General features: G+C 34.0%; 16 protein-coding genes. 10 read left to right on the forward strand and 6 right to left on the reverse strand.

Features of this window, described 5'->3' with window-relative positions; translation table 11 throughout:
* Window positions 1–8 precede the first annotated feature (8 nt).
* Together CPHY_RS06100 and CPHY_RS06105 are read right to left on the reverse strand one after the other, a co-directional pair.
* Complete coding sequence (locus CPHY_RS06100) at window positions 9–653, reverse strand: GNAT family N-acetyltransferase (RefSeq protein ID WP_012199184.1); 645 nt, start codon at window positions 651–653, stop codon at window positions 9–11.
* Window positions 654–1066: 413 nt separating this feature from the next.
* The gene (locus tag CPHY_RS06105) at window positions 1067–1384 is read right to left on the reverse strand and encodes a hypothetical protein (RefSeq protein WP_012199185.1); all 318 of its coding nucleotides are present in this window, start codon (window positions 1382–1384) and stop codon (window positions 1067–1069) included.
* Between the two features lie 435 nt (window positions 1385–1819).
* On the opposite strand from CPHY_RS06105, the gene CPHY_RS06110 reads away from it, so the two are divergent.
* Entirely contained in the window at window positions 1820–3484 is a 1665-nt protein-coding gene (locus tag CPHY_RS06110) for a MutS-related protein (protein WP_012199186.1), read from the forward strand.
* 312 nt (window positions 3485–3796) lie between these two features.
* Here CPHY_RS06110 and CPHY_RS06115 read toward each other — a convergent pair whose 3' ends face one another.
* Together CPHY_RS06115 and CPHY_RS06120 are read right to left on the reverse strand one after the other, a co-directional pair.
* Window positions 3797–4003, reverse strand: coding sequence for a heavy-metal-associated domain-containing protein (locus CPHY_RS06115; protein WP_041703273.1), 207 nt, complete (start codon window positions 4001–4003; stop codon window positions 3797–3799).
* Window positions 4004–4029: 26 nt separating this feature from the next.
* Window positions 4030–4266 (reverse strand): cold-shock protein, encoded by a 237-nt coding sequence (locus CPHY_RS06120; RefSeq protein WP_408611151.1) that lies wholly within the window; start codon window positions 4264–4266, stop codon window positions 4030–4032.
* 544 nt (window positions 4267–4810) lie between these two features.
* Between CPHY_RS06120 and CPHY_RS06125 the strand changes: the two genes are divergently transcribed.
* Together CPHY_RS06125 and CPHY_RS06130 are read left to right on the forward strand one after the other, a co-directional pair.
* A complete protein-coding gene (locus CPHY_RS06125) occupies window positions 4811–6217 on the forward strand; it encodes a glycoside hydrolase family 5 protein (RefSeq protein WP_012199189.1) in 1407 nt (468 codons plus the stop codon).
* Window positions 6218–6604: 387 nt separating this feature from the next.
* Window positions 6605–7396, forward strand: coding sequence for a gluconate 5-dehydrogenase (locus CPHY_RS06130; RefSeq protein ID WP_012199190.1), 792 nt, complete (start codon window positions 6605–6607; stop codon window positions 7394–7396).
* Between the two features lie 205 nt (window positions 7397–7601).
* On the opposite strand, the gene CPHY_RS06135 is transcribed toward CPHY_RS06130, so the two are convergent.
* Window positions 7602–8432, reverse strand: coding sequence for an AraC family transcriptional regulator (locus CPHY_RS06135; RefSeq protein WP_041703274.1), 831 nt, complete (start codon window positions 8430–8432; stop codon window positions 7602–7604).
* Between the two features lie 467 nt (window positions 8433–8899).
* Between CPHY_RS06135 and galE the strand changes: the two genes are divergently transcribed.
* Window positions 8900–9892 (forward strand): UDP-glucose 4-epimerase GalE, encoded by a 993-nt coding sequence (galE, locus tag CPHY_RS06140; RefSeq protein WP_012199192.1) that lies wholly within the window; start codon window positions 8900–8902, stop codon window positions 9890–9892.
* Window positions 9893–9921: 29 nt separating this feature from the next.
* Entirely contained in the window at window positions 9922–11511 is a 1590-nt protein-coding gene (gene galT / locus CPHY_RS06145; RefSeq protein WP_012199193.1) for a UDP-glucose--hexose-1-phosphate uridylyltransferase, read from the forward strand.
* Here galT and CPHY_RS06150 read toward each other — a convergent pair.
* Complete coding sequence (locus CPHY_RS06150; protein WP_012199194.1) at window positions 11473–12273, reverse strand: helix-turn-helix transcriptional regulator; 801 nt, start codon at window positions 12271–12273, stop codon at window positions 11473–11475. The two genes, galT and CPHY_RS06150, sit on opposite strands and share 39 nt — an antisense overlap.
* A gap of 407 nt (window positions 12274–12680) precedes the next feature.
* Between CPHY_RS06150 and arfA the strand changes: the two genes are divergently transcribed.
* From arfA to CPHY_RS06175, 5 genes are all read left to right on the forward strand, one after another.
* Entirely contained in the window at window positions 12681–14180 is a 1500-nt protein-coding gene (arfA, locus tag CPHY_RS06155) for an arabinosylfuranosidase ArfA (protein WP_012199195.1), read from the forward strand.
* A 499-nt stretch (window positions 14181–14679) separates the two neighbouring features.
* Window positions 14680–15270 (forward strand): hypothetical protein, encoded by a 591-nt coding sequence (locus tag CPHY_RS06160; protein ID WP_012199196.1) that lies wholly within the window; start codon window positions 14680–14682, stop codon window positions 15268–15270.
* 26 nt (window positions 15271–15296) lie between these two features.
* Window positions 15297–15659: a hypothetical protein gene (locus CPHY_RS06165; protein WP_012199197.1), complete on the forward strand. Its 363-nt coding sequence runs from the start codon at window positions 15297–15299 to the stop codon at window positions 15657–15659.
* 254 nt (window positions 15660–15913) lie between these two features.
* On the forward strand, window positions 15914–17602 hold the full coding sequence (locus CPHY_RS06170; RefSeq protein WP_012199198.1) for a methyl-accepting chemotaxis protein: 1689 nt from the start codon (window positions 15914–15916) through the stop codon (window positions 17600–17602).
* 547 nt (window positions 17603–18149) lie between these two features.
* Entirely contained in the window at window positions 18150–18572 is a 423-nt protein-coding gene (locus CPHY_RS06175) for a hypothetical protein (protein WP_041703280.1), read from the forward strand.
* Window positions 18573–18682 lie beyond the last annotated feature (110 nt).

Here is an 18682-nt window from a genome sequence, read left to right on the forward strand (position 1 = left end):
TGTTAGGTTTAGGTATTTACCACACCATTAGTTTCTACACTATGTGCCGCAATATAAAATAATTCCCCAAAATTCTCATCAAATGCCTTCGCTTGTTCACGATTTAAATCATCATTATAGATAGGTGATTCAATAAACTTTCCAGATACTCCTTTCAGATAACCTTTCTTCAACTCCATAGCCATAAAAGCTGGATAATTGTATCCATTACAATCGGTGATATTAAATTCTTTTGCTTCGACAAATCCAAAACGAGGATAGTATTCCGGTCTTCCAAAGAATAAGATGGCCCCGTAACCTAGAGATTTCGCAATTTCAATAGAATGTTTCATTAATGCAGTACCTAGCCCTTGTTTCTGATATTGTGGGTGTACACTTAGTGGGCCAAAGTTAAGAACATTAACCTTAGTACCATTTGGTTTTTGTATGTATGCATTACTATATATGATATGTCCAACTATTTTACCCTGTATCTCTGCGACAAAACTAAGATCATTAATACCATCTACCTCTCTTAAGGAATGAACCATATAATGTTCTAAGCAACAACCAATTTTAGAGCGTTCCACTCTTTCTGGATAAGAAAAAGCCAATTTCGTTATTTCTTCCACAGTGCGGTGGTCTTGAGTTTTTTCTAATCTAATAGTAATCATTGAATCCTCCGTTGCATCATTTATTGACCGCATGAATTCCAAGAAATCATGGGTGTTTTTAATCCTTTATATATTATAAATGATTCAACTAAAAATATCCAATTTTAAATTTATTCATAGATAAGTTTCGCAAGGCTAAAATATTAAGTACTAATGTTACACAAGATGCCAGTAAAATCAATGATTATGAACAAGCTATAATGACCCAACATTGACAGTCTGCGGGTGAAAAGCTTGATACAAACGATAGAAAAAATAAAAATAGATACTACAGTTTATGAGAATCTCAAAAACTATTTGTAGTATCTATTTTTGCCTATGCATTACTCATCTTATTAGATTATTATTAAATTATTATATAATGTGATTAAATTATATTACATGTAAATTTGTTTTAGGGTAATAAAAGATAATTAATCTCCACGTGTTAAAGAATAGTAAAGAATTACTTCTTTATTGCCACAAGGGCAGGTACAACCTAGGAATACTGTATCTTCATGTTTGAAGCAAACATGAAAGAGATGAGAAAACGTGTTAACTAAGAAAAAGAAAAAATCTAACTCTTCTTCAAATTCACGAGTAGAGCAGTAAATGAAAACCTTAGCAAACCAAGCTTTACAAGATCCTTCAGGAATACTCCAATTAATACCATAGTTTTTCTCGAGAATTTGTTTCATTTCTTCATCTGACTTTCCTTCCATTAGTCGTAATAAACCTTCTTTATTTAGCATAGTACCATCTCCTTTCCAATACTATATTATTCAATATATTTATATTTGTTACTAAAATATAACAAATTTCAACATAAAATTATCTTTTTCTACAATCCCATCTTTGTAGGTACGATAACATAAGTTAGTATTTTAATTTTGCTATAAATATTTATATTAATTTATGTATGATCTTTACACATCTATTTTTGTTTTAATAATTTTTGATAAAATTACACCCAAAAGTGAACTTACTATTTTATTTCCATCAAATGGTTTATAATATAAAATAATCTGTTAAAGTAATTCTAACGAGATATGATGTTTGAAGTAGTTGTAGCAGGTAAATCCTTAGAGTTAGATATGAAATATATGAAATTAGTGTATGGGGTCATTACGAACAGAGTTTGGCAAATTACATAGTTGCCCGCTAAAGCTGTAGAAAGGGGATTAAGAATGAATTCATTTTTTATAGTACTTGGAATCTTTTTATTTGGAGTAATATTAGCTTTGATTATTCAAGAATATTTCTTACAAAAAAGTCGTAGACAATACATACAAAAGAGATTTGGTACGATACCACCAGAGCGTAATTATGATTTTGAGGGAATAGCATCCTATTGGGAAGAAATTAAAAAACAGATTCCAAACCAAGTACAAGTGGATAATGTTACTTGGAATGATTTAGATATGGACAAAGTGTATGCAAGAATAAATCAATGTTGTTCCTCTGTAGGTGAGGAATACCTTTATGCAATACTTCATCAGCTTCATTGGTCAGAAGAAGAGCTATCCGGGTTAGAAGAAAAGATTCAGTATTTTGAATCAAGGGACGAGGAACGAATTAGAATGATGGAATATTTGCTCGCTTTAGGTAAAAAACCGAGAAACTTCTTAATTCCTTTTTTAAATCATACTGATATTTTTGAGATTCCCCACATCCTAATTTATCGAATACTTCAGTTTCTTCTATTTGGAAGTTTTATTGGAGCATTGGTACTACAAAACGCATTATGGATTACGATACTTATAGTAATAGCGGGAATTAATCTTGTAGTGTTTGAATGTCAGCACGCCAAGTATGAAACAAGTGTTGTAACCCTATCTTATATTACACGATTACTTTTTACAGCGAAAAAGATTGCTAAGAGTAAAGAAACCTCATTTGAGGAGACGTTTCATGAATTGCATGAACCTTCTTCTAGTTTTCGCAGTTTTTCCAAAAGTGTACAATCACTAGAATTGCATACACAGACTAGACTGAGTGGGGTTGGTTTAGAATTATTATTTGAATATCTTCGAGGAATTACTTTAGTTGACTTTACGAAATACCATAAGGTTATGAAAGCCTTAAAAGGGAAAAAGGATTTGTTTTATAAAATTTACCATAGTATCGGGCAGCTTGATTGTGCGATATCAATTTTATCATTTCGTCATAGTATACCTTTCTACTGTAAACCGGAATTTAGTTCTAGCACAGATTCAATAAAAGCGAAGGAAATCTATCATCCGCTTATTCAGGATGCGATAACTAACACGATTTCATTTGACCGATGTATTATACTTTCAGGTTCAAATGCATCTGGTAAATCAACTTTTATAAAGACGATTGCAATCAATGCTATTCTCGCTCAAAGTATCCAAACTTGTCTAGCGACACAATTTTGTATGCCAAGATCTTCTATTGTTTCCTCAATGGCAGTGCGAGATGATATTATAAGTGGCGACAGCTATTTTATCACGGAACTAAATTACTTAAACCGCATTCTAAGTAATCTAAATGAAGACAGAACTACCCTTTGTTTTATCGATGAGATTCTACGAGGAACCAATACAGCAGAAAGAATAGCAGCTTCGATTGCGGTGGTAAAATATTTAGTTCAAAAAAATTGTATTGCGATTGTAGCAACCCATGATGTGGAACTTACAGAAGAATTAAAAGAAATCTGTGACAACTATCACTTTAGAGAGGTTTTAAATGAGGGGGACGTAGTATTTGATTATAAATTGCATGATGGACCGACAACAACACGCAATGCTATTCTTCTATTAGAGCGAATGGGATATCCGGAAGAGATAATTAAAACAGCTAACCGCTATGTGAATTCAATCAATAATTAGTAATTTAGCAGACGGAAACGAAAGGCGGTTTAATAAGAAAATATTTGGGATGAGGTATCTAGATGGTTGTTATAGAATTATAGAGTAGCTAAATAAAAGTCTAGTACAAAAAGAAGGAGCGTGAAGATTGTAAGAATATCTGTAACTGTTCAGAACCTCGTGAACCACGTTGCATTGGCATCGCTATTAGCACATGGCATCTGTAGTTGCCATGTAGTTATGAAGGTACTAAACAGTTATGAATATCTTACAATTTCCCGCCCGATTCTTCACGCATAGATCCCATAGTTCGGCTTGATGAATAGTGACTATTTAGCTTTCTATTTTTCCGCCTACATGTTCAATACAATTACGGATAGATCCTTCATCCGTTTTTTTATTGTAACTTACATCTATGGTACTATTAGCCAAGTTAACATTGACTTGTTGAACGCCTTCAAGTTTTTCTAATACGTTCTTTACCTGGGTTTTCATCTGGGTGTTTTGTATACCAGTTACATCATAGTGGACTCTGTTCATAGACATGCTCCTTTCCTTTGCGGGATTTAAGAGTTTTTGTGCACGTTGATAGCTGCTGGGCCTTTCTCCTGTTCGATAATATCAAATCCAATCGATTCACCTTCATGAACTTCTTTATCGAATCCTTTTTCTTTGATTTGAGAATGATGCAAAAAGACATCGCGGCCGTCGTTCGTGGATACAAACCCATATCCACGTTCAGAATCGTACCATTTTACAGTTCCAGTATAATTTGCCATATGAAATCCTTTCTTATGGTCCATATGCGAGGTGCATTAAAAAGCACAAAAATAGTATTTGCAAAATAATTTTTTTAATGTTGGTGATAGCAATAGAAAAACAAAAAAATAATGAAACGCACTCTCTCTCTAAGAATTAGTGTTCGTTTTCATGAATACGAGACGGTATTCGAACGATATATTATGCTTATTGGTAGAAGTTTAGGTTATTTATACTAGCCCCTTTATTCTGACGTACGGTGCTTTGGGAGGTTGCTACCTGATTGTGATAATATTTAATAGTCACCATTTTTAATTAATTCAATATAATATTGGTATAAAAATAGCTTTAGGACATACGGATATAGAAGAGTGATTGTCTTGAGGAAGTATGTATCAATTACAAAATGTAATTAATAAGTGATTTCGTAATTGGTATAAATGAACATCATTTGGCTTGAATACGAAGGGGGTGAAAGTTAAATAAAGGCGAATGGTTTCAGGGAAAAAATATTGGGGAGGTGTTATTTTCTAGAGATCACTCATATAGGGAGCTATAAAAAATATTAGAAAAAGGGGAAATTTAATTATGAGTAAAATCAGAAGAATAGTTTCATTGTTTTTGATTGTAACAATCTTTATCACGACATGCTTTTTTAATGTTGGTCAAAAGGTATATGCTGCTGATACGAATAATGATGATTGGCTACATTGTGTAGGCAATAAAATTTATGACATGAATGGCAATGAGGTTTGGCTGACCGGTGCGAATTGGTTTGGTTTTAACTGTACTGAAAATGTATTTCATGGTGCATGGTACGATATTAAGGGGATGTTAACTAATATTGCAAACAGAGGAATAGGATTTTTAAGAGTTCCAATTTCAACGGAACTTTTGTATAGTTGGATGATAGGCAAACCTAATAAAGTTTCAAGTGTGACCGCTGTCAATAATCCACCTTATTATGTATGCAACCCTGATTTTTATGATCCTACAACAAATAGTGTTAAAAATAGTATGGAAATATTTGATATCATTATGGGATACTGCAAACAATTGGGGATCAAAGTAATGGTAGATGTTCATAGTCCGGATGCAAATAATTCAGGTCATAACTATCCGTTATGGTATGGGTTAACTACGACTACTGCAGGTGAAATAACGACAGATAAGTGGATCAATACTCAAGCATGGCTGGCTGATAAATACAAAAATGACGATACTATTCTGGCATTTGATATAAAAAATGAACCTCATGGACAGAGGGGATATAGTACTACAACACCTACTAATATAGCAAAATGGGATAATTCCACAGATGAGAATAACTGGAAGTATGCGGCGGAAAGATGTGCGAAAGCTATACTTGCTAAAAACCCTAAATTATTAATTATGATTGAAGGTGTTGAACAATACCCTAAAACTGAAAAAGGTTATAACTATAATACACCGGATGTATGGGGAGCTACTGGTGATCAGTCTCCATGGTATAGTGCTTGGTGGGGTGGAAATTTAAGAGGAGTAAAGGATTATCCAATTAATATAGGCACTCTCAATAGTCAGATCGTCTATTCCCCTCATGACTATGGTCCTTCCGTATACAACCAACCATGGTTTGATAAGGATTTTACAACTCAGACCCTATTAGATGATTATTGGTATAATACTTGGGCATATATTAAAGATAAAGGTATTGCACCACTTTTGATAGGTGAGTGGGGAGGTTTTATGGATGGTGGAAAGAACCAGAAATGGATGACATTATTAAGAGATTATATAGTAAATAATCGTATCCACCATACATTCTGGTGTATCAATCCGAACTCAGGGGATACTGGAGGTTTACTAGGATATGATTGGCAAACTTGGGATGAAGCAAAATACGCTTTATTAAAACCTGCATTATGGCAGTCAAATGGTAAATTTATTGGTCTAGACCATCAGACACCTCTTGGTGTAAATGGTATATCATTAGGGCAATATTATGGAAAATAAATGAACAAAAAAATAAAATAATTTATAGAGAATGGGTTCAAATCGAGCCCATTCTTTTTTGTGCGAAGCCGTAGCCTTAAGAAACTTTTTTGGTTTATAAATGCAAAGTGTTCTGAAATTATTATTGTATATTTAATAGAATTGACAGTTAGCAACAAATACCGTAAAATTAGTGATGCAGAATTTACGGGAACATAGTATGTAACTATCGTTAAGACATGTGCCTAGATGACGCAGGTCTTCCTTTTTATTATACATAGGTACGAGAAGGGAAGGGTAAGCTAGTTATAATAAAGCTTTTCGATAGATTGCAGAAGAAAAAGGTTGAACAAAAATGCGTGTTTAACTAAGATAAAGTACGCATCGCAGTGCGTAGATGGAGATACTATGAGTTTTACAGAGAAGTTTTCATTAAAAGGGAAAGTAGCGTTAATCACTGGTGCATCTCATGGAATAGGGTATGCTATAGCAAAAGCGTATGCTGAAGCAGGTGCAACAATTGTTGTGAATGGCTCACGTCAAGTTTCTGTTGATAGAGCATTAGAAAATTATGAAAAAGACGGAATTAAAGCTCACGGATATGTATGTGATGTTACAAATGAAGAACAAATACAAGAAATGGTAGGAAAGATTGAACGTGAAGTAGGCGTTGTTGACATATTAGTAAATAATGCAGGTATTATAAAGAGGATTCCAATGTGTGATATGACAGCGGAGGAATTTCGTGAAGTTGTAGATGTTGATTTGAACGCACCATTTATTCTATCTAAGGCAGTATTACCAGGTATGATAAATAAAGGTCATGGTAAAATTATTAATATTTGCTCTATGACAAGCGAATTAGGACGTGAGACTGTTTCCGCCTATGCTGCTGCCAAGGGAGGATTAAAGATGCTTACAAAGAATATCGCATCGGAGTATGGTGAGTATAATATTCAATGTAATGGTCTAGGTCCAGGTTATATCGAAACTTCTCAAACCGATGCACTTCGTGAGGAGGAGCATCCTTTCAACGACTTTATTATAGGAAGAACGCCAGCTGCACGATGGGGAACTCCAGAAGATTTGACAGGTCCAGCGGTATTTCTAGCATCGGAAGCGTCTGACTTTGTAAATGGTCACATCCTTTATGTCGATGGTGGAATTCTTGCTACAATTGGAAAACAACCAAAATTTTAATAATAAGTTAAGCATATATGGAGCTAAATTTCTAGAAGATCAAAATAATAGAAAATTAGCTCCTTTTTCATATCATCTCGGTTCTTTTACATAGTTACCTATTTCTGAAGAGACAACTTTCACATCCAAAGCATACAACACTTCTAATCAAAGTTCGTAATTAATAACAATATACTTACTAATATATCATAACTATCCATAGCAACTAGCTATGAAGATTCCTATATTTGCTTGGTGGCATACCTTTCACAGACTGAAATACTTTGGAGTAGTATAACCCATTGTCATAACCAACAGAAGTAGCAATTGCCCCAATGGACAGATCAGTATTTTTTAGTAGTGTACAGGAATATTTGATACGGTATTCTGATAGATATTCTTTTGGAGATTTTCCTAAATGTGCTTTAAACTCTCTAAAGAGATGGCTTCTGCTAATACCAACATACGCAGCCACATCATCAATTGTAATCGGATAAGAAAAATGTGACTCCATATAAGTAATGCCTTTTTGGACATAATCGAGGTTCTGATGATGTTTTTTATTATGATTCGATGCTCCAGAAAGGAAGAGGCTTAGGGTGATATAGAGCTGTCCTGCCATAGCAACAGCGTTGGCGAATTCATTCCCACGAGCTTCATAGATTTGATAAAGTTGATCCTTCACTTTCTCACCATAGGAGCAAGAAGAAATAACAGGAGATTCGTTCGAAAAATCAGTGGCCTCTAAGATTAATCCGGCATCACTACCAGAAAAGCCAACCCAATAATATTCCCAAGGATCCAAGGCATCTGCATAATAAGTTACTTGAGTATCCGGGTAAATTAAAAATACATCACCTGAAGTTAAGGGGAAGGTTTTATGATTTGTTTCATAATAACCTTTTCCTGAAACTATGTAATGGATTAAATAGTGATCACGTACTCCAGGCCCCCACTGATAATTAGGCTCGCATCGCTGATAACCAACATTGTATACGGATAAAGAGACCATTTCTTTTTCTTTTACTTTATAAGAATTCTTGAATGTTTGATTCATATTCAAATCATGCCTTTCCCTAGTCTGCAGACTTTAGGTCGCAGGCAAAACTTTGCGTTTTATATTTTCATGAATTTTTATCAAAATTATTTTAATTTATAAACTCTTTATCATGTGTATTCTTAAAAATAATTCATGTGCATAATAAAAAATTTTTTAATAATAAGAACGAGTTGTGTTTCTTAGTAACTGTAATCAGTGGTAGCTTTCTTCTGAAATATTTATATTTATTATATCACTCCGTGAATGATATGCAACATTATTACATAAAGAGAATACTTTTTCATATTGTAATCTTACCAAGATAAGATATGATATTAATAGTATAAAAAACAATCCGGAATTGATTTTTTAAGCTGAAATGATAGACAAAGAAGTTTGCAGATACAGCTAATAAGGGGAAAAAAGACACTATATAATACAAAATAATATAAAAAATAGGTTCTATATTAAAAGGAGGTAGTATTATGAAGATTTTAGTGCTTGGTGGAGCTGGATACATTGGTTCTCATACCGTTTATGAATTAATTGCTGCGAATGAACAGGTTGTGATTATTGACAATCTCGAGACAGGACATAAGGAAGCTGTCCATCCAGATGCAACATTTTACCAGGGTGATATTCGTGATCGAGCATTTTTAGATTCTGTATTAGAAAAAGAAAAGGATATTGATGCAGTAATTCATTTTGCTGCGAATTCCTTAGTTGGGGAGAGTATGGTAAACCCATTAAAATATTATGATAACAACCTATGTGGTACGAAAGTGTTATTAGAGGCACTTGTAGTACATGGAATTGATAAAGTAGTATTTTCTTCTACAGCAGCAACCTATGGAGAACCAGAACGTGTACCAATTGTTGAGACTGACCGTACAGAACCAACGAATACTTACGGTGAGACAAAGTTATCCATGGAAAAAATGTTTAAATGGACTTCTGTTGCTCATAATCTTCGTTATGTATCTCTTCGCTATTTTAATGCTTGTGGTGCAATTTTATCCGGACAAATCGGAGAAGCACACAATCCGGAGTCACACTTAATTCCAATTATTCTACAGGTTGCAAATCATAAGAGAGAAGCAATCAATGTATTTGGAACAGATTATGAGACAAAAGATGGTTCTTGTGTACGTGATTATATCCATGTACTTGATTTAGCACAGGCTCATATTTTAGCAGTGAAATATTTAATGGCTGGTGGAGAAAGTAATATCTTTAATCTTGGAAATGGTATGGGGCATACTGTATTAGAGGTTATTGAGTCAGCTAGAAAAGTGACAGGAGAAGAAATCCCTGTAGTTTTTGCAGACCGTAGAGCGGGTGATCCTGCAACCTTAGTAGCATCAAGTGAGAAGGCGAAAGCAATGCTTGGATGGAAACCACAGCATGCAGATATTGAAGAAATAATTGAAAGTGCATGGAATTGGCATAAAAACCATCCCAATGGATTTAATTTATAGTTTTTACTGAGAAGGAAAAGGGTTAAGTAATGGAAATAAAGAAACCTTCTCAGGATTGGAGGAGCAATTTGAACGTATACCAAGCAGTTGCACGTTTGGTTCAATATGGAATCATAACGGGCTTAATAGAGGAAGAAGATCGTATCTATGTTAGAAATCGTATCTTATCTGAGTTACAATTAAGTGATTATACAGAGGATGTGCAAAGCACATCCTCTGAGGCAGAATCAAATATACCTAATATACTTGAGACAAAAGTAGAAGATTTAGAAGAAATCTTAAAAGTCTTACTTGATTATGCTTGTGAACAAAAGTTAATAGAAGATAGTATCACATATCGTGATTTATATGACACAAAACTTATGGATTGTTTCACTCCATATCCAAGAGAAGTTGTTAAGACTTTTAACGCGCTTTATCAAAAGGATAGGGTAGCAGCGACTGATTATTATTATAAGCTTAGTCAGGATAGCGATTATATACGTCGCTATCGTATTCAAAAAGATGTAAAATGGATTACGAAAACAGAGTATGGTGATCTTGATATAACAATCAACTTATCAAAACCTGAGAAAGATCCAAAGGCGATTGCTGCTTTATTACATGTAGCAAACACAGAATATCCAGCATGTCAGTTATGTAAGGAAAATGAAGGCTATGCTGGAAGAGTAAATCATCCCGCGAGAAACACTCTTCGTACGATACCAATTACGATTCAAGAAGATCCTTGGTTTTTACAGTACTCACCTTATGTATACTATAATGAGCACTGTATCGTATTTCGCGGAGAACATAGTCCAATGAAAATTGATCGGACTACGTTTGCCAAGTTATTTGATTTTATTCAGTTTTTACCTCATTATTTCGTGGGTTCCAATGCGGACCTACCTATTGTAGGAGGTTCTATCTTAACACATGAGCACTATCAGGGCGGAAACTATACTTTTGCTATGGCAAAAGCCAAAGTAGAGGAAAAATTCTCTTTACCAGGATTTGAAGATGTTGAAGCCGCGATTGTAAAATGGCCAATGTCAGTGTTGCGTTTGCATGGTAAAAATACAAAATCGATTGTGGAACTTGCAGAGCAAATTAGAATTGCATGGCAATCCTATAGCGATGAAAGCGTAATGATTTATGCAGAGACGGAAGGGATACCACACAATACCATTACACCAATTGCTAGAAAAGTTTCTGATGATTATGAGCTTGATTTAGTTCTTCGTAATAATATCACTACGAAAGAGCACCCAGATGGGGTATATCACCCACATAAAGAGCATCATCATATAAAGAAAGAAAACATTGGTCTTATTGAGGTGATGGGGTTTGCAATCTTACCATCCCGTTTACTTCTTGAATTAGAGGAGGTCAAAACCTGTATCTTAGAAGATAAAAATCCAATGGATCAAGAATCCACTGCAAAACATACAGAATGGATCACTGCTATACGCGAGAAGTATAACAATCTAACGGAAGATAATGTTGACAATATTATTAAAGATGAAGTAGGACTTGTTTTTTGCTCCATCTTAGAACAAGCAGGAGTATTTAAGCGTAATGTAGAAGGTAAACAAGCATTTTTACGTTTTATGGAATCCATCGGTGCCAAGGAACTCTAAACGATATTCGGTTGGTGTCATCCCTGTCTTAGAACGAAATAGTCTAGTAAAATGAGGCATATCTTCAAAGCCTGTTAACCTTGCTGCTTCTTTAATAGAGATGGTCTGGTCAGTTAATAAGAACTGAACTTGATTTAATCTAGTTTCCAGTAAATCTGCTTTTGGCGAGGTATAAAAATAATACTTATAATAGTAATGGAAACGACTGACACTTAAGTTTGCTAAGTCTGCCATCTCAGGAAGAGTCCAGTTTTTTGAGTAGTTTGTTAGTATTTTTATACGTACGCTTTTCATAACATCTAATATATTTTCAGAGGTAACCCCTTTGTGATGAGGTACATTGATATCTCTACTTACCGTAATTAGTAGTTCGGTAAGTAGAGAATGAATGGCCAATTCATATAAGGGGTCTTTTGTTATACTCTGATTTAAGATCTGTTGTATGTATTGATTTATTGCGGTATAGTGCTTGGGATAGAAAATCGTATTAGTTGGTATATGAAACTGAGATAAATATTCTTCATCTACTTCAAAGTGAAGAAAGCTATTGTAGAAGATTTCAACATTTCCATAATATTGTCGTGCATTCGGTGAATAGAGAATACAAGCGTTTGGTTTTGTTAATGTAGTGTGGTGATTCAAAGTGACTTTCATAGGAGCAATAAAATAAAGAAATAAATAATCTCCGGAACCGTTCGGTCGGTCAATAACGTCATAATTTGCGTTGTGCGTATTATAACCGCAAAGACTCAAATGAATCATAGATACCCCCTATTCTGCATCTGCCTGTGAATGTTGGCGTTAGCACATTACTTTGCGAAGCAGGTGATTCGAAAATTAATTTATGAAAAATGTTTTTTATCTTTAAACGAACTCCTTAAAATACAGTAGAAAAAGACAATGATACAATATTTTTTTACATTGGAAATCATTCTATGCTGTGATATATGTATTAATAGGTTAAATAAATACCTAACTCCTACAAAGCATAAGGATAAGAAACCATAGTACTTCAAGCATTAGAGTACTACACAATCTATATCAGGTCAAGAGATTATCACAAGGGTAGTTATAAATGGAAATGAATTTAAAGGAAATGGTTAATGTTTTATTAATAACTTGAATCTATTCACAAAAATAAAAGTGAATGTTACATAAGGAGGAAAACAATGAAAGCAAAACTTACTTTATCAAAGATTAGTAAGATAGGAACCATAGACAAAAGAATTTATGGCTCCTTTATTGAGCATCTAGGAAGAGCAGTATACGGTGGTATTTATGAACCAGGTCATGAAACTTCAGATGACATGGGATTTCGTCAGGATGTAATGGAATTGATTAAAGAATTAAATATTCCAATCGTTCGTTATCCAGGTGGTAATTTTGTATCAGGCTATCGTTGGGAAGATGGTATTGGAGATAAGGCGAAGAGACCAAGGCGTCTTGACCTTGCTTGGAAGAGCATTGAGACAAATGAGGTTGGTGTAGATGAGTTTCAGGAATGGGCGAAACGTGCCAATAGTGATGTTATGATGGCTGTTAATCTAGGTACCAGAGGACCACAAGAAGCGCAGGATTTAATTGAGTATTGTAATTTTCAAGGAGGAACTTATTACAGTGACTTAAGAAGAAAGAACGGATTTGAGAAGCCATTTGATATTAAAGTTTGGTGCTTAGGTAATGAGATGGATGGACCATGGCAAACCTGTGCTAAGACAGCAGAAGAATACGGGAGAATTGCTTGTGAAACAGCAAAAGTCATGAAATGGGTTGATCCAAGTATCGAGTTAGTCGCTTGTGGTAGTTCTGGTTTAACAATGCCTACCTTTGGAGATTGGGAACGTACGGTATTAGAACATACCTATGATTATGTTGATTATATTTCCCTGCACCAGTACTATAATAATTATGAAAATGATCCAGATGTTTTCTTAGCTAGATCATTAGAGATGGAAACCTTTATTGAATCGGTAGTAGCAATTTGTGATTCTGTGAAAGCGAAAAAGCATTCTAAAAAGACCATCAATCTTTCCTTTGATGAGTGGAATGTATGGTTCCATAGTCATGGTCAAGATAAGAGGATAGAGCCTTGGGGCAAAGCTCCTAGTTTATTAGAGGATGTCTACACTTTTGAAGATGCTTTGTTAGTGGGATGTTTGCTAATCGCACTGGTTAAACATTGTGACCGCGTAAAGATGGCGTGTCTTGCTCAATTAGTAAATGTTATTGCTCCTATTATGACAGAGAATGGTGGAGCTGCTTGGGCTCAAACAATTTTCTATCCATTTATGCACGTATCAAATTATGGTAGGGGTACCGCCTTAAAACCAATCTTAGAGTGCGAGACTTATGAGAATAAAATCAGTGATAAAGTACCTTATGTAGAAACAGTTGCAGTACATAATGAAGAAAAGAATGAGGTTGTAGTGTTTGCTGTAAATCGCTCCGCAGATCAAACCATTGATTTTTCAATTGATTTAACAGAGTTTCAGAATGCAAAATTGGTGGAGCATACTGAGATGATTCATGCTGATTTAAAAGCTACGAATACTGCAAGCAATCCTAAGAATGTAGTTCCTAGTGCAACTGGAGTTACAAAAATAGAGGAAAATACCGCAATAGCTACGTTAAAGCCTTATTCTTGGAATGTAATTCGTTTTTCATTGTAATTAAATTTTGTAGCATTAAATAAATAGTTGTGACCATTAATAATAAGCTATCAAAGAAATTTGTTTTTTCTTTGATAGCTTTGTTTTTTCTTGATAAGGAAAAGTTCGTGAAGTTTGTTCTTTCAAAATATAGAAAAAATCAAGAAATTTATTTTTTCTTGTACATGCAAAGTAATGGGATTTCTTTAGAACGTAGGATGCCTGATATCCATTTCAGTTTGATTATTAAAAGATTATTACTAGAATTTTAGTGCATACGGGAAATTATTCCATAAACTTCTTGCTTATTATTCCTAAATTATTTAAACTTAAATAAGTATAGAATATCAAAACTAGATTTGTGTTTACTATAATAAATACAAATAAAATATAAGTCTTTTAAAAAGCTAATTACTCTACGAAACTTGAATGAACATCTTCTCAAAGCATGGTATTAAGCCTATGAACGTTATCATAGGATAATTAAATCAGAGATGCGTTAGCATAAGAGGGAGGGCATATGGAGAAAAGGTTAGATTTAATTTTGGATGAAAGAAAACAAAGAAAAAGATTTTTATTTAGAACAATCATCACCTGGACTTTATTACTATGCCTTTTACTATTTTTAATTTTAAAAGGGAATACTTTGATTGCAGGTGGCGACCTCAATAAAATACATCCCTTAGTCGAAGGAGAATACTCCTTTGAGAAATGCTTATATATGCATCCTTTGAGTTCTTATTGTCCATCTGAAACGACTGGGCAGTTATATGTGATAGGGGAGGATTATTTTCAAATACTTGAGGAAAAGACTCATAAAGAAGAAAAGTTATTCTCAGGAATCACATGGCAGGTAAAAGAGGTTGATGAAGAGGAGTGGAATAAACTGTTTAAATTTAAGGATATATATAATGGTGACATATATAATATTAATCATTTTTCTATCCGACTGCAGTATGATATAGAAGAAGGATTAAGCATCTATCAGATGGACGACGAGATATGGCTCGCCAGAATATCTGATAAAATGTTGTGGAGTTTATATAAATTAAAACTTGATAATCCTAGTGCGTTTTTAAATCCAGTACAGAAACCTCTTATTAACGTCTAAATCTAGGATAAGAAGGTGAATGTTAAATGAAAATGAAAAAAATAAATTCAATAGGCTATGGTCATAAAATTATTGCGATTGCGGCTGCCTTTTTAATCGTTATTCCGGGTATATCCTATTTACTTTCGTATTTACTTAAAGTGGATGGGTTATTATTCATTTCTAAAATTTCAGTTGCAATTGGGTTACTCATCCTTTTATTTTTATTTCTGTTGTTAAAGGTTGAGTTTTATCAGGATAAAAAGTTAGAAAGATACTTTGAAAATAATAAAAATACAAGATTATTACTTCATAATGGCTTATATGAATGCCAAGCGTGTGGAAATAGGGAAGTGAAACAAGAGCAGGAAAGATGTGATATTTGTGGGGCATGTTTTAAACGAAAATGAAAATTTAGAAAGGTTGAAGTACATATTATTTATCAATTACAATTTATAGTATAAGGCATATAGAAGGAAGGCTCCCCTTTTTAAATGAACAAAAGCAGGTATTTCAATACCTGCTTTTGTTGAATACTCAGAATGGTAAGCAGGTAATTTGTTCGAATAAATACAAAAAAACCAAAAAATATACTTATTGACAGTATATTAACAGCCATGCTATTATAAGTGCGTTTGCAAAATTACAACAGAGGAGATACTCTATGAAAAAAAAGTTACTGAATTACAAAATCGGTAAAAAATTAACCACTTCTTTTAACATTGTTATTGCTTGTTTTACTATAACAATCCTAGTTTCTATTTTGGGTCTATTTCTGGTAGGTAATAATTTAAATTACTTTTATAAAACGCCTTATCGAAATAACCTCGCCCAATATCAGTTTCGCCGTGACGTGCAAAGTATCATGAAAAACATTCTTTGGATCACCAATCTTTCAGATGATCCTAATAAAATTTCCCAGCTTAGACAAGAAATTGACTCTGACATGGCGGATCAGGAAGTGCAATTGGACTTACTCAACAAGAATTCTGATGCCAAAGATCTTTTGACAGAACTCAATTCTGCAATGGTAGCCAATAAGGAAGCACGATCCAGAGTACTAGAATATGTAGATGCCGGAGATTTTGGCCAGGCTTTTAGAAGTTTTAATGAAGATTACTCCGTGAAAGCCAACAAAGTATTGAGTATATTAAGAGAAATTGGTGCCTATTCCGAAGACGATGTAAGCTCTACTTATAATCAGGCAAATATCATAGAAGTTATTATAATTATAATAGCAATCCTTATTTCTGTTGCTGCTATCTTAATTGCACTGACCGTAGAAAAACTTATTACCAAGCAGCTTACCACTCCTATTTTTGAATTAGAAAACGTTGCGAAAAGTATAGCAGAAGGGGACTTAAAGGTAAACATTACATATGAATCCGAAGATGAACTAGGTTCTCTTGCTACCAACCTAAAGAAAATGGTGGATACATTCCAACACATTATTCCTGATATTGAATATTGTTTAGGAGAAATGGCTAATAGTAATTTTACTATAAAATCCAAATGCACTGAATTTTATATCGGCGATTTTTTACCTATTCTCTTAGCTATGCGTGGCATTAAGACAACCTTAACCGAAACCCTTAGCCAAATCAGAGATGCTTCCATACAAGTTAATTCGGGTGCTCTTAACATGTCTCAGGGAGCTCAGAACCTGGCTGAAGGTGCTACTGAACAAGCTAGTTCTGTAGAAGAACTTACTGCCACAATTGAGGATGTTACCGAGCAGACTACCAAAGATGCCAAAAAAGCCGAAGTCGCAGAAAGTAATGCAAAGATAATCAGCACTAAGGCTGATCAGAGCAAAACTTATATGGAAAGCATGGTAGTCTCTATGGAAAAGATTAGTGACCTTTCTGCACAGATCGAAGCTATCATTAATACCATAGACGGAATTGCTACCCAGACCAACTTGCTATCCTTAAATGCATCTATTGAAGCTGCTAGAGCTGGTGAAGCAGGAAGAGGTTTCGCCGTAGTTGCCGCCGAAATCGGAAAACTGGCGACTGAAAGTGCACGGGCAGCTCAAACTACCAGAAGGTTGATAGAAAATACGGTTCATGAGGTGGAATCCGGAAGCCGTACCGTAAAAGAAACTTCAGAATCCTTAAATGACGTACTGTCCAACTTGGATGAAATCATTAATTCCATCCATGAACAGGTGGAATCCTCTGAAATACAGTCAACTACCATGAATGAAATACAGTCTGCCATTGAACAGATTTCCTCAGTAATCCAGTCTACCTCTGCCACCGCAGAAGAGAGCTCTGCGATTAGTGAAGAACTATTTGCCCAGTGTGAGAGCCTTGACAGTTTGATTGATCAGTTTAAGCTAGAAAAATAAGCCTAAAGCTAGAAGGGTGTTGATCCAAAGATGTTATCATTTTATGGATCAACGCCCTCATTTTAATATATATTTCTAGGATTAATATTCTTGTACATGTCAAGGAAATTACATGAAGTGTATAATAATGTTTTATTTCTAATATCCATTTCTTCCTTCCTCAAAGCAATCTTTATCTGTTGTACTCCAATATATCTATCATTATAACAATATCTATATACATGACCTTATACATAACTACCTACTGCCGTGAATCCATCTTCAAATTCCTATCCAATGCATTTGATAAATTGAAATTCTCAAATCGAAACAATAGTGTATAATAGTAATGAAATAATAAATTACATAAAAAAAGAGTAAGCTTGGATTGCTATGACATAGTTTCTTAGTTTTTTGTTATAATGATTATACAGCTATTTGTAGGTGTTTCCGTATAATGTCGCAGTTTATTAGTGTACTAGTAGAAGAAATAAGAAATATATTTTATTAGGGAAACTATATTAATTAATCTGATTGCATGCTATTACGCATAATAACAGGAGGTCAAATGAAAAAGAAGCAAGTTATTATTCTAATCGCTCTTAGTATGGTAATTATTCTACTATGCTATAATTTGATTAAGTACCCCCTAAGAACAACTTTTTGGAAAATAGTTGGTATCTCCAGTGAGGAAACCTATGAACTTTATTTATGGCACTATGGAGAAGAAGTGCAAATAAAGGATGAAACATTGAAAGACGAATTATTAGAATATCTGTCAGGTACATATAAGCGTGGAATGAGTGATTATATTATGAAATCAGCAGGCGGTGATTGGGTTATTCGAGTGAAACATCAGGATAAGGTTGTGAGCATGGCGATATTTACAGGAGAAAATAGCGAAAATAGCAGTATAAAGTATGGTGCTTATAGGTACTTAATTTCTAATGATATTCCAAAATCATTTTTGGAATCGATATTTGTGAAATGACAATTAACTTCCTCATAAATAGAAATATTAATCATTGAGCTGAAATCTGATTATAAAGTATTCTGAAATAAATAATTAATATAATAAATAAAAGGCTGAACGCTGGAATG

Source organism: Lachnoclostridium phytofermentans ISDg, assembly GCF_000018685.1.
Taxonomy (GTDB): Bacteria; Bacillota; Clostridia; order Lachnospirales; family Lachnospiraceae; genus Lachnoclostridium; species Lachnoclostridium phytofermentans.